Here is a 13157-nt window from a genome sequence, read left to right on the forward strand (position 1 = left end):
ATGAAGAAAGTAGAGTGTATTATCATGGATTGGGCAGGGACCTCCGTCGATTATGGTTGCATGGCTCCCGTTGCTGCTTTTGTCGAAAGTTTCAAAAATATTGGTTTGGAGGTCACCCCGGAAGAAACGCGGGCATTTATGGGGTTGACGAAAATAGAAGAAATTCGAGCTTTATTTGCGATAGAACGAGTGGCCGAGGATTTTCGCTTGAAGTTTGGACGAGATTATGACGACAGTGATGTACAAGGTCGTTATAATGATTTTCAGCGTGTATTGTTTGCTACTTTGGAAGATTATTCGGAACCTATTCCCGGCATCGTCGAAACCATTATGCAGTTGCGGAGTCAGGGCATCAAGGTTGGTTCGACAACCGGATATACCCAAGCGATGATGGACGTGGTAGTCCCTGCTGCGGCTCGGAAAGGTTATGTGATAGACAATTGTGTAACCTCAGATCGGTTACCTGCTGGGCGTCCTTACCCGTATATGGTTTACCAAAACATGATAGATTTGGCTGTCTCTTCGGTCGACTGCGTATTAAAATATGGTGATACGATAGCGGATATTAAAGAAGGTATTAATTCGAAGGTGTGGACGGTGGGTGTTATTCTGGGTAGTAATGAATTGGGGCTTACCGAAGACGAGATTTCTAAATTACCTATGGCGGAACTGGAAAACAGGAAAGCTGTTGTCCGTACTCGTATGTTAGGTGCAGGAGCTCATTATGTAGTGGACGACATTACCGGGTTGCCCTCTGTAATACAAGATATAAATCGAAGAATGAATGATTCCAATAATTTTTAAAAACTAATTGATATGAAACCGTACATATTATTAACTCCCGGTCCTCTTACTACTACCGAAACTGTGAAGGAAGCTATGATGACCGATTGGTGTACATGGGACGAGGATTACAATGTACATATTGTGGAAGAGATACGAAATTCGCTTGTGGCATTGTCTTCTCGGCACCCCGATGAATATACCTCCATTTTGTTGCAAGGTAGCGGCACATATTGTGTGGAGGCAGTTATAGGAAGTACTATTAAGCCGGGAGATAAGCTCCTTATATTAAGCAATGGAGCTTATGGAGATCGCATGGGAAACATTGCCGAATATCATGGGATAGATTATGATCTGTTGGCTTTTGATGAAACAGAGCAGATATCGGTAAGTTATGTAGACGACTATTTAGCCCACAATGCCGATATTACTCATGTAGCCATAGTTCACTGCGAAACAACAACGGGCATTCTCAATCCGTTAAAAGACATTGCTCACATAGTCAAGGTGTATGGCAAGCGACTGATTGTAGATGCAATGAGTAGTTTTGGAGGCATTCCCATCGATTTGCAAGAGTTGGGTGTCGACTTTATGATAAGTAGTGCTAATAAATGTATACAAGGAGTTCCCGGCTTTGGATTCATCATTGCTCGTAAATCTGAACTGATGCGTTGCCGTGGGGTGTCTAAATCCCTTTCTCTCGATATTTACGATCAGTGGGAAACGATGGAGAAAGGGCATGGTAAATGGCGCTTTACTTCTCCTACTCATGTGGTGCGGGCATTTAAACAAGCTATGGAAGAGCTTACGGAAGAAGGGGGCGTAACCGCACGCTATAAACGATATTGTGAAAATCACGATGTATTGGTAAACGGTATGCGTACACTCGGATTCGAAACTTTGTTACCCGATGAGGTACAGTCGCCTATCATTACTTCGTTCCTTTATCCACATAAAGGATTTGATTTCAAGTCGTTTTATGTGCAGCTGAAAGAAAAGGGTTTTGTTATTTACCCGGGGAAGATTTCTAAGGCAGATACATTCCGTATCGGTAATATCGGTGATGTATATCCAGATGATTTTGTACGTTTGATAGAAACGATCAGAGGTTGTCGGTATTAAAACAGCAGATCTGAAATAGAATAACATTGTGATCCCTTCCTTTATATCGTTTTATGTTCGATATAGAGGAAGGGATTCAGTTGTGTGGGTCGAAGTTTATTTCAACACTTTTATAGCGGCTTCATAGTTGGGTTCTTGTGCGATTTCGGGGACGAGTTCAGCGTGAATGACTTTTCCATTTTCGTCAATGACCACGACTGCACGGGCCAATAGTCCGGCTAACGGGCCGTCTACCATTTCCACACCGTAATCTTTTGAAAATTCGGGCGAACGGAATGCCGATGCGGCAATTAAGTTTTTAATGCCTTCGGTCGTGCAAAAGCGTGATTGGGCGAAAGGTAGATCTTTGGAGACGGCCACGACGGTCGTATTGTCCAGAGATGCTGCCAGCTCATTGAATTTACGCACCGAAGTAGCACAGACCGAAGTGTCGAGACTTGGAAAGATGTTCAGTACAATGCGACGTCCTTTGAGGTCGTGACAATAAAGTTCCGTCAAGTCGGATCGAGTAAGTGTGAAGCAGGGAGCTTGGCTTCCTACTTTCGGCAATTTACCGTAAGTGTGTACGGGTGTGCCTTTGAAAGTGATTTTTTCCATTGTTGTTAATTTATAGATGAAACTATTTGTTTTTCTGTGCTTGTATGGGCCGGTCGTGTAATATTTGCCTGACGGCGAGTTCGAGTTCTTCGGCCAGTAGCGGGGAATATCCTATTTTTACGAATCGTATCGTGCCTTCGGGGTCGAGCAGGAAGAGGGTGGGGTAGCCTGTCACGCCATACTCGCCGGCTGTTTTTCCGGTATATTCCAGTATGATGGCTCCCGAACGGTTTTCTATGTTCTCGGGTTGTTTCTCTATGTAGAGTATAACCGGCGTCAGATTTTCTTGCAAGGATACGGATTCGGCTATTTGTAGGGCTTGTTTGCAAAATTCGCCTCGTTCGTCGAGGAATAAGAGCAGGCAGTTTTGTCCTTTCAACTGATCGGAAGAAAACCGATGTTCACCCCATTTGTGGGAAAACTCCGGACTTTTTTGTCCTACCCGGTCGGAGGCTGCATAAGTGCCTTCTCGGAATCGGAGGAATATTTCTCCGTAATTTTCCAGCAGGTTGGTCTCACCGAAATAGTCGGAGGGGAATTTCGTATCCGTATCGTTTCCCGAATATTTTACAGTAACGGTTTGCGAACCTAAATGACCCGGATTATTTTCGGTTTCCCGATATAGGGGCATCCCGTCGTGGGTGTCGAATGTATAGAGTATGGTTCGGGACAATTCGCCCTTTACGGAGTCATTCACGAGTATGGCGTCGCACAGACGGTCCTGCACGAGCGTGTCGGGGAAAAATTGTACGAGACAATCTTTTTTCCCGACGAATGTTTTTAATTGTCGGGATATTTCAGCCGGGAAAAGTTCGGTGAACAGTCCCGAACGGTGTACTCCCGGATTGTTACCTCTATGTGCGAACGGTTCTTTGTCTTCGCGATGATGATATTCTCGTAGCCGATCACGGTCGAACCGGAAGTAATCGCCGTTGTCGTAAGCCATAAAATTGGCATACGGGCATGTATCGTTCTCGGCTTTGTAATCGATTAAGTATGAATATCCGCAAAGTGTGTCGATTGGATTTTTTCGATAGGAGAGTTCTGCCCGATAGTTTATTTCCGAATCGGTGAGTGGTAATGTCACTGTATATGTGAACTCGGTCCGATAGTTTTGAATGGAATCGAGTTTATGCCATATTTTGTCCGGGAATTGTCGAGCCGAACCGGGGAGGAGACCTATGAATAATATTCCAAAGAGGAGAACGAAAAGACGGTGTGGCATAATTTTATACTGTTATATCTATTGCAAGATAACAATTATTTTTCGCATTTTGTTCTCGGTCTTTACATTTTTTTCAAGGTTGAGAATCCTCTAATTGCGGGTGAGCCGGATTGTTTTTCTCTTTATTTTCTTTTTGTTTCAGATAGCGGGCATAACCGGCTCTTAAAAAGTCGTCTATGTCGGTGGGCAACACATCGGCTTCGGGAGGGTATGTCTCGTCGCTGTCCTCCAACAGGTCGAAAAGGTTACTCGGATTGTCGGGCATATAATCTGTTTCTTCGCTTCCGGTATTTTCATCGGTTACCGGTATTTCGTCGATATGCTCTTTTCGCTTTCCCGATTTCTTTTTAACGGGTTTTGTTTCATACTTTTTGGCGTAGCGTTCGAGTGTGTTGATATACCCCATCAATGTTTTCACTTCGTTGGGTTGTGTCATTACATCTAATGTGAGCAGTAACTCGTAGTATCGTAACAGGATTCGATACCGGAGTGTTTCTATTTTCAACCGTTGTTCTTTCAAAATTTGTTCTTGTGTTTCCATACTTCTGTTTTTTTAGGCAAATGTATGGTCTTGCCATCTTTGATTTATGGCATAATTGAACTTTCTTCGGAGGGTTTGTTCTTGGAATTTGTATGCCTTTTGTTTTAACCCCCTCGTTCTGCGGGAACTCCCCCTATATTTCCTTATGGAAACACCCCGTAATGCTACGGGAAACGGCAGGGGGAGAGGGTTGAATGTGGCATTTCAGTTTCGGTATAAGGATAGCATTGTGCACTTCTCCCTTGTGCTGTGAAGGTAGTATACTGCTCGGTCTCGTGAACCAAAGGGGAGGCGGACTTATGCCATACTCTGATGTCTTACTTTTTCAAATGTATAATAATGAATGGTAATATACAATAGGGGAGACACCGGTTCCAGAGGAGAGGGGGAGTAAAAAAGGAGAGATAACAGATTTCTACCTGTCATTTCTCCTTAGTCTGAAAGATAAAAGATTGTGGGGCGTGTTATCTTATCATTATTTTTTGTGTTCGGTTACCTGTGCATACTGTATAAATACCGGGGTTGGAGAGAGACACTTCGCTGTCGTTTCCCGTATAGACGAGTTGTCCTATGGTATTGTATATCCGATATGTTTTTCCTCCGTTTTCCACGTACAGGGTTCTGCCTATTACGGAAATACGTTCGTTATCATTCGAAATCGCATCTGTATTCGTGGCTTTGGCCTCAAACTTGGCAATAAGATCGATATTCTCGGATATGGCTATTGTGCGCGGATTGGAGATGTCGCCGTCATTCCAGTGAATAAATTGATATCCGGTGTTCGGTGTGGCTGTTAATAGAGCAGTCACGTTACCCATATCTTCGTTTCCCGAGCGGACCGACAGCCGGTGCGAGCCTGTTTCGAACTCGGCAGTTAGTTCGGTATCTTCCATAACGGTCACGGGTCTTGGATTCTCGGTATTCCCGTCATTCCATCGGGCAAATTGGAATCCTTCGTTGGGTAAGGCGGAGAGAATAACAACTGTACCCTCGGCATATTCACCCGAACCTTCTACTATATCCGTGGTGGCGTCAGCTGTTACTGAAAGGCTGTGCAGCGGTAAGAATTCGGCAGTCAGTTCGGTATCTTCCATAACGGTTACGGGTCTTGGATTCTCGGTGCTTCCGTCATTCCACCGGGCGAACTGGAATCCTTCGTTGGGTAAGGCGGAGAGAATAACAACTGTACCTTCGGCATATTCACCCGAACCTTCTACTATACCTGTGGTGGTATTGTCAGCCGCTACCGAAAGGCTGTGCAGCGGTAAGAATTCGGCAGTTAGTTCGGTATCGTCCATAACGGTCATGGGTCTTGGATTCTCGGTACTTCCGTCATTCCACCGGGCGAACTGGAATCCTTCGTTGGGTAAAGCGGAGAGAATAACAATTGTGCTTTCGGCGTATTCACCCGAGCCTTTCACCGTACCCATAGTTGCATCGTTCGATAAGACAGATAATCGGCAGACCGCGGTGAATTCCGCAGTTAAAGATAGTTCGGATTCTACGGTGATCTTACGAGGGTTCTCGGTATTTCCGTCGCTCCATCGAGCGAATAGGTATCCGACTTTGGGGGTAGCGGAAATTCTGACGATTTCACCGTCTTCGTACAGGCCTCCTCCCGATACGCTACCTTTCTCAATATCGGTCGAGAGGACAATCGTGTAGGAGGCTCCATCATTGCGCAAGTCAGTGAAGTTGCTCCAATAGTCTGCTTCGTGGTATCGGGTCTTGCTGCCTATTGGCACATATAATTTTGTAGTGTAATCTTCAAAGGTCGTCTCGGAGATAGTCGGCGGGATAGAAGCCGAAGAAATTATTCGTTCCAATCCATCACAACCGTAGAATGCGAAATCTCCTATGTGGGTTACCGTAGATGGAATGGAAATGGAATCTATCAAAGCCATGTCTTGGCAGATTCCTGATGGAATCAGACGTACATTTTTACCAAAGGTAAAGGCGGTTACCGTTTCAGGGAACGAGGTCGCAAAATCGGAACAATTTCGGGCATCCCATATAACCGACTTCAACCGGACACAATCCCCGAAAGCCTCTGCTCCTATGCTCGTCAGACTCATGGGAATAGAGACTGTGGATAGTCCACAGCCGTAGAAGGCTTTGCTGCCGATATTTGTCAGTGAGTTTCCGAGGTTCACCACTGTCACGCCCGAACAGCCGGAGAAAGCCTCCGCCCCGATATAGGTCGCGCCTTCGGGCAATGTTATTTCGTCTATCGCTTCCAATCTCCGGCAGAGGAAAGCGGGAATCCGTTCTACCCCCTCTCCGAAAGTGAATGAGGCGATATTCGGGCTGGCATTGAAGGGAGATGATGTAAAGTCCGAACACCAGCGCGCATTCCATATTACCGATGTCAATGCCATGCAGTCGTTGAAAGCATCGGCTCCGATGGTCGTTGTAGATAGAGGTATGCTTATGGATTGCAGCCCGATACAGTTTTTGAATACTCCATTTCCCAAAGTCGTCGTTTTTTGAGGAAGGATTATCTCGGTCAACCTTTCCATACCGAAACAGAGATAGGCAGGAATTTTTTCCACGTTTTCCCCGAAAGCGAATGCAGTGATATTGGGGCAGGTGTTGAATCCCGCAGAGTTTTCAGCACTGGTGAAGTCTGTGCAAGTACGAGCATTCCATCTTACCGAGGTTATTCCCGGGCATTCTTTGAATGCAGCCCTACCCATATATGTCACGGACTCGGGTATGGATATCTCTGAAATTTGTGTTATGCCGGAGCAAAGATACGCGGGAATCTTCTCTACATTTTCTCCGAAAGTGAACGAGGTGATGTTGGGACAGGTGTTGAATTGAGGTGAATAGGCCGAATTTGAGAAATTTGCGCATTTACGCGCTTTCCATACGACCGATGTCAGTTCCGTACAATTTTTGAACGCCTCTTTCCCGATGCTTGTCACCGATTCGGGAATAGTCACGGAAGTGAGTTTTTCCATATCCTCGCAAATGCCTTCCGGAATCTTTTCCACATTATCGCCGAATGTAAACGAGGTGATAACGGAGGTAGGGAAGACATTGTCTCTACTGAACGAACAATCTCGCGCATTCCATGTAACCGATTTCAGATTCAAGCAACCGGAAAAAGCGTTGGCTCTTACGCCTTCCAAATTTTGAGGGATCGTGATGGAGCTTAATTTTACACACCCGGAAAAGGCTTCTCTTCCGATTATCCCGGTTACGCCATCGGGAATGGATACAGAGGTTAACTTCGTGCAATCTTTGAACGAGGTATGGCCTATGTATGAGACTGTGGCCGGAATGTCGACGGTGGTTAAACCGGTGCAGCCCTCGAAACAGTTGTCGCCTATGCCTGTGAGGGTGGAGGGAAATGTGATAGAGGAAAGAGCCGTACAGTCGGAAAAAGCCGATGTGCCTATTCCCGTAATCTTTTCGGGTATAGATATATGTATCAGACTTTTACAACCCGAGAATGCTGTTGAACTTATTTCCGTGACACTATTGGGTATGTCGATGGACGTCAATGCCGTACAGGAGCTAAACGCAGATTCACTGATGACTGTCACACTGTTGGGTATGGAAACCGAGGTCAGTCCGGTGCAATTGGCAAAAGCTCCTTTTTCTATTTTTTTTATTCCGCTCTCGATAATGACTGTTGTCAGTTTGCTGCATCCGGCAAAAGCTCTTTCCCATTGAGTTGCGTTTCCGGGAATACGGATTGATGTCAATTGGGTCGAGCTGAAAGCGTTATTTTCTATTATGGTTACACTATTGGGTATATTTACGGAAGATAGACCCGAATAGTCAAAAGCCCCATTCCCGATTTTTGTCACGCTTTCGGGAATCTCGACAGATATCAATTTTTTACAGCTCTTGAAGGCTTGCTGCCCTATTTCGGCACCCGATACATTTTGCTGTTGTAGGTGACTGTCTTGGGTATTTTCACATGCCCCGAATAAGAGTTCCCGGAATAGGGAGTCCCATTGTGGGTAACATATACCTCCGAATCTGAAAATTCTTTGTAATTGTAATAGATTCCTCCGCTCTCGAAATCGTAAGCGAGTGCATGCATCGAGAACATCAGCCCGGTTATTACCGGCAGCCATTTCTGTACTCGTGTTTTCATCATATGTATAAATTTTGTGTTGCCTCCCTGTCCCCCTTCGTTCGGCATTTAAAATAGAAAAGCGTGGGAACTTGTCAGTTTATCTAATAAGAGGTATCGCCAAACACCCAACACAAAATAAACAGCCAACCCACGCCAGTCGTATAACAACACCGCATGGGCGATTGATTGTATACGCAAGCATGAACGTTTGTACCGTCTATCCCTTGTGTTTTGAAAATTGGCGATTTTCTTATTAAGGATAAAACTAAACGCTTCAATAATATGTATTTGCCGGAAGAGACCATTGTCTTTCCTGCACCGCAAAGATAGATAGGTCAAGAGAAGAATAAAATCAAATTTAAGTATTTGAATTTTTGTTCTCTACCGGATAATACTTGTTTTATTCTGCGCCGTAAAAACGTTCATGCCGGGTTGGCGCAGGTAATATAGAGTATTCAGATCGTTTTATTTTATTGGGGAGGGGGTATATAGATAGGGGAGTCCAGACTCTGTTACTTTCCCTGCCAAAGAAAGTCCTTGTTACATTATTCACTTTCTTTATTCATTTTTCTCAGCAGCGAGAAGAACGAACAAAGAAGCACCGCCGCAGTTATCGGGCTTAACGGTTTGCCGCCACGGTCACCGTTGGGGTCTGCGGAACTCGCATTTGCTCAAACAGTCCTCGCCCTCTTTCCTCCGTCTCCCTTGCGTCTTCACCGCCCGATAAAGGCGGGGACTTTTTCCGTTTTTGAGAGCTTTTCTAACCCCTCCGTCACTGCGTGCCACCTCCCCTATATTTCCTTACGGAAACACCCCGTAATGCTACGGGGTACGGCAAGGGAGGAGGGTGGGTGTAACCCTCTATTCATTGCAGAGAAGTGCACCTATATCGCATTACGACAACCCGTAAGGCTACGGGACACGGCAGGGAGGAGTGTAAGAGTACCCCTCTATTATTATACCGATAGCCATTTGCCGGTCTCTTCGGGGGTGAAGCCTCTTTGGTGGGCATAGTGTTCGCGCTGGGTTTCGTCGATGTGCCCGATGTGGAAGTAGCGGGCATCGGGGTGTGCGATGTAGAGTCCGGCGACAGAGGCATTGGGCATCATGGCGCCGTTTTCGGTGAGGGTTATTCCGATACGCGAGAAGTCTAACGCTCTGTCCCAATCGAAGAAAAGGGAATGGTCGGGCAGGGAGGGATAGCCTACTGCCGGACGTATTCCCCTATACCGGACGGAGAGGAGGGACTGCAAGTCGAGGTCGGGTTCATCGGGGGCGTAACCCCAAAATTCTCGGCGTATTTGCCGGTGCAGCCATTCTGCGGCAGCCTCGGCAAGACGGTCGGCGAGGGATTGGAGCAGGAGGGCGGTATAGTCGTCTCCGTCCCGACGCAAGAGCTCTATGCGACGTTGTATCTCGTTTCCGGCGGTGACGGCGAATAGTCCGGCATAATCGGGTTTCCCGTCGTTGGCGGGGCGAATGAAGTCGCTTAAAGAATAGTAGTGGGCATTGGCTTCGGATTTACGCACTTGTTGCCGCAGACAGGGTATGTCGAAATCGCTGTCGGGTAGCCGCAGTCGTATGATATTGTCGTAAGAGGCGGCTTCGGCAAGTAGATAGCAGACTTGTGGGGAGGTGTTGTTTTCTGCTTCGAGGGTGTCGAGCAGACGATTCGCCTCTTTGTAGAGCTGCATGGCTTCGGCGGCTTTGGCTCTCTCGGCCGATGGGAAAGAGGCGAGCCAGACGGCTTTGCAGTGGTCGCACCCTTGCATGTCGGCTATGGAGGCATAGCCTGCGCCTATTTTCCATACGGAGAAGAATGCCCGCCAGTTGATGAAAGGTCGTATGTCGCCGACAGTGACGGGGACGGTGTGCAATCCCATTTGCCGAGGCCGGGGGGCGGTATATGTGTCCCAATCTATGTAGGGGGCGTATCTTTCGGCTTCGGATAGGGTGACTAAATCGACCGGTTTCAAGGAGTTGCGCAGTGCTTCTTGTTCGGTGCGTATGCTGCGGATAAACTCCTCACGAGTTTGGGGATTGAGCAGTTGTGCGGCGATAAGCGGGTTTTGCGATGCGTCGCCGGCATGTATGACCGCACCGCTGTAACACGGGGCGATTTTGACGGCCGTGTGGAGTTTCGAGGTGGTAGCTCCGCCTATGATGACCGGTGTGTGCAGTCCTGCTTTTTCCATTTCGGAAACGACGTGGCACATCTCTTCGAGGGAGGGGGTGATGAGTCCGCTCAACCCTATGAAATCGACTTGTTCGGCAATGGCTCGCTCCACGATTTTTTCGGCCGGAACCATCACGCCGAGGTCGATTACCTCGAAGTTGTTGCAGGCGAGAATGACGGCGACGATGTTTTTCCCGATGTCGTGCACATCGCCCTTGACTGTGGCTACAATGAATTTTCCCCGTTTGGAGGTTTCTCCATTGCGGGTATTTTCCTGCTCGATGAGTGGTTGCAATATACCCACTGCTTGCTTCATGGTGCGGGCGCTCTTGACGACTTGGGGAAGGAACATTTTCCCGTCGCCGAAAAGTTGTCCCACCCGGTTCATGCCGTCCATGAGGGGTTGCTCGATGACGGCGAGTGCCGAGCCGTATTGACGGACGGCCTCTGCGAGGTCGGTTTCGAGGTGTGTCGATATGCCTTTGACGAGAGCTTGTTTCAGTCGGTCGGCGACAGGTTGCCGATGACGGTCTTCGTCGATATTGTTTTCTTTTTTGACTGCTTCGCCCCGATGTTTCTCGGCGAAGTCGATGAGACGTTCGGTCGCATCTGGCCGACGGTTCAATACGACATCTTCGATGAGCGCAAGAGTTTCGGTCGGTAGATCGTCGTAGGTAATCGATGTGGCGGGATTGACAATCGCCATGTCGAGCCCGTTGCGGATAGCATGATAAAGAAAGACGGCGTGCATGGCTTCGCGAATGAAATTGTTGCCTCGGAACGAAAAGGAGAGGTTGCTCACGCCTCCGCTCACTTTCGCTCCCGGCAGGTTTTCGTGTATCCAAGCCGTAGCTCGAATGAAGTCTACCGCATAGTTGTCGTGGCTGTCGATTCCGGTAGCTATCGCCAACACGTTGGGATCGAATATAATGTCGCAAGGCGCTAATCCTGCTTCTTCGGTGAGGAGCTTGTAAGCCCGGGCGCAGACTTCGATTTTCCGTTCATAGGTATCGGCTTGGCCTTTTTCGTCGAAAGCCATGACGACTACCGCCGCTCCTAACCGTTTGATTTCAAGGGCATGCGCGAGGAATGTTTCTTCTCCTTCTTTCAGGCTGATGGAGTTGACGATGGCTTTCCCTTGCAGACATTTCAAGCCGGCGGAGATAACCTCCCATTCGGAAGAGTCTATCATTACAGGAACCCGATAAATGTCGGGCTCGGAGACGATGAGATTCAAGAAGTCTACCATCTCTTTGCGGGCATCGAGCATGGCATCGTCCATGTTGATGTCGATGATTTGTGCGCCGGCCTCGACCTGTTTGCGTGCGATATCGAGCGCTTCGGTATAGTTCTTTTCGTGAATGAGCCTCAGGAATTTGCGAGAGCCTGCCACGTTGCAGCGTTCGCCTATGTTGACGAAATTGTTTTCGGGGCAGACAACGAGGTCTTCGAGCCCGCAGATGTGCAGACGATTGTCTTTCGCGATGGGACGGCGGGGCGAGGCATTTTGTGTGATTTCCCGATAGCGGGCTATGTGCTCGGGTGTCGTTCCGCAACAACCACCCACGATATTTACCAGTCCCTCGTCGATAAATTCTTTTATTTGTGCAGCCATCGATGCGGGCGTTTCGTCATATTCGCCCAACCGATTGGGCAGTCCGGCATTGGGGTAAGCACTGATGTAATAGGGGGAGATCGATGCCAACCGATGTAGATAGGGTTTCATTTCTCTTGCTCCGAACGAACAGTTCAAACCTACCGAGAGAATTTCGGCATGGGAGACTGCCGTAAGAAAGGCTTCGAGAGTTTGTCCCGATAGCGTTCGCCCGCTCTCGGTGACTGTTACCGAGAGCATGACAGGAAGCTCTCGTCCTGTCGCTTTCATAGATTCCTGTGCAGCAAAAAGGGCGGCTTTGGCGTTGAGCGTGTCGAAAATGGTTTCGATGAGCAGAAGGTCCACGCCACCTTCTATCAAGGCCGTGATTTGCTCCCGATAGGCTGTCGCGAGTGTGTCGAAGTCGAGATTTCGCAAAGCGGGATTCTCCATATCGGGGGACATGGAACAGCTTTTGTTCGTGGGCCCTATCGAACCGGCCACGAATCGGGGTTTATCGGGTGTTGAATAGTCGTCGGCAGCCTTCCGGGCTATGCGGGCGGCTGCCCGGTTTATTTCCTTTACCTGGCTTTCCAAACGGTAGTCTGCCATCGATATGGCGTTGGCATTGAAGCTATTCGTCTCGATGATGTCGGCTCCGGCTTCGAGGTAGGCACGGTGTATCTCGTCGATGAGGTGTGGTGCGGTGAGACAGAGCAAATCGTTGTTCCCTTTTAATTCCACTGCCGAATCGGGGAACAACGAACCTCTGAAATCTTGCTCGTTCAGTCCGTAACGTTGTATCATCGTTCCCATAGCTCCGTCGAGAATGAGAATGCGTTGGTCGAGTAGTTGTTTCAATGTCTGCATATATCTCGGTCTATGATTGTCATATAACGAAAGATAAGAATCGGATAAAATGAATATGTTCGTTTTTTACCGAACCGTAGTCTGCTTTTCGCATTTGCCGAAGATACGGAAAGCTGGGAACAGCGACAAACGAAAATCTCATTTCCGACTTGGCTA

Annotated in this window: 8 protein-coding genes; 2 read left to right on the forward strand and 6 right to left on the reverse strand. The window is 47.8% G+C overall.

All coding sequences use genetic code 11. The features are described 5' to 3' along the window. Entirely contained in the window at positions 1 to 804 is an 804-nt protein-coding gene (gene phnX / locus HMPREF9448_RS05010) for a phosphonoacetaldehyde hydrolase (RefSeq protein WP_008861511.1), read from the forward strand. A 12-nt stretch (positions 805 to 816) separates the two neighbouring features. Then, the gene (locus HMPREF9448_RS05015) at positions 817 to 1905 is read left to right on the forward strand and encodes a 2-aminoethylphosphonate--pyruvate transaminase (protein ID WP_008861512.1); all 1089 of its coding nucleotides are present in this window, start codon (positions 817 to 819) and stop codon (positions 1903 to 1905) included. A 96-nt stretch (positions 1906 to 2001) separates the two neighbouring features. On the opposite strand, the gene tpx is transcribed toward HMPREF9448_RS05015, so the two are convergent. The 6 genes from tpx to metH form a co-directional block, all read right to left on the reverse strand. Continuing rightward, positions 2002 to 2502 carry a thiol peroxidase gene (tpx, locus tag HMPREF9448_RS05020; protein ID WP_008861513.1) on the reverse strand — a complete coding sequence of 167 codons (501 nt, stop codon included), beginning with the start codon at positions 2500 to 2502 and terminating at the stop codon, positions 2002 to 2004. A 22-nt stretch (positions 2503 to 2524) separates the two neighbouring features. Next, positions 2525 to 3727, reverse strand: coding sequence for a thioredoxin domain-containing protein (locus tag HMPREF9448_RS05025; protein ID WP_008861514.1), 1203 nt, complete (start codon positions 3725 to 3727; stop codon positions 2525 to 2527). A 73-nt stretch (positions 3728 to 3800) separates the two neighbouring features. Further along, complete coding sequence (locus HMPREF9448_RS05030) at positions 3801 to 4268, reverse strand: hypothetical protein (RefSeq protein ID WP_008861515.1); 468 nt, start codon at positions 4266 to 4268, stop codon at positions 3801 to 3803. 464 nt (positions 4269 to 4732) lie between these two features. Further along, positions 4733 to 8113, reverse strand: a complete 3381-nt coding sequence (locus tag HMPREF9448_RS05035; RefSeq protein WP_040295988.1) for a leucine-rich repeat protein — start codon at positions 8111 to 8113, stop codon at positions 4733 to 4735. A gap of 29 nt (positions 8114 to 8142) precedes the next feature. Continuing rightward, a complete protein-coding gene (locus HMPREF9448_RS14700; RefSeq protein WP_198283344.1) occupies positions 8143 to 8382 on the reverse strand; it encodes a hypothetical protein in 240 nt (79 codons plus the stop codon). Positions 8383 to 9317: 935 nt separating this feature from the next. After that, positions 9318 to 13001 carry a methionine synthase gene (metH, locus tag HMPREF9448_RS05045; protein WP_008861517.1) on the reverse strand — a complete coding sequence of 1228 codons (3684 nt, stop codon included), beginning with the start codon at positions 12999 to 13001 and terminating at the stop codon, positions 9318 to 9320. Positions 13002 to 13157 lie beyond the last annotated feature (156 nt).

The sequence above is a fragment of the Barnesiella intestinihominis YIT 11860 genome (genome assembly GCF_000296465.1).
In the GTDB taxonomy this organism is placed as follows: Bacteria; Bacteroidota; Bacteroidia; order Bacteroidales; family Barnesiellaceae; genus Barnesiella; species Barnesiella intestinihominis.

What these genes read in the sequence shown, in the direction of transcription:
- phnX (WP_008861511.1), top strand. Translation starts at nt 1, where the DNA reads ATGAAGAAAGTAGAGTGTATTATCATGGATTGGGCAGGGACCTCCGTC.
- HMPREF9448_RS05015 (WP_008861512.1), top strand. Translation starts at nt 817, where the DNA reads ATGAAACCGTACATATTATTAACTCCCGGTCCTCTTACTACTACCGAA.
- tpx (WP_008861513.1), bottom strand. Translation starts at nt 2,502, where the DNA reads ATGGAAAAAATCACTTTCAAAGGCACACCCGTACACACTTACGGTAAA.
- HMPREF9448_RS05025 (WP_008861514.1), bottom strand. Translation starts at nt 3,727, where the DNA reads ATGCCACACCGTCTTTTCGTTCTCCTCTTTGGAATATTATTCATAGGT.
- HMPREF9448_RS05030 (WP_008861515.1), bottom strand. Translation starts at nt 4,268, where the DNA reads ATGGAAACACAAGAACAAATTTTGAAAGAACAACGGTTGAAAATAGAA.
- HMPREF9448_RS14700 (WP_198283344.1), bottom strand. Translation starts at nt 8,382, where the DNA reads ATGATGAAAACACGAGTACAGAAATGGCTGCCGGTAATAACCGGGCTG.
- metH (WP_008861517.1), bottom strand. Translation starts at nt 13,001, where the DNA reads ATGCAGACATTGAAACAACTACTCGACCAACGCATTCTCATTCTCGAC.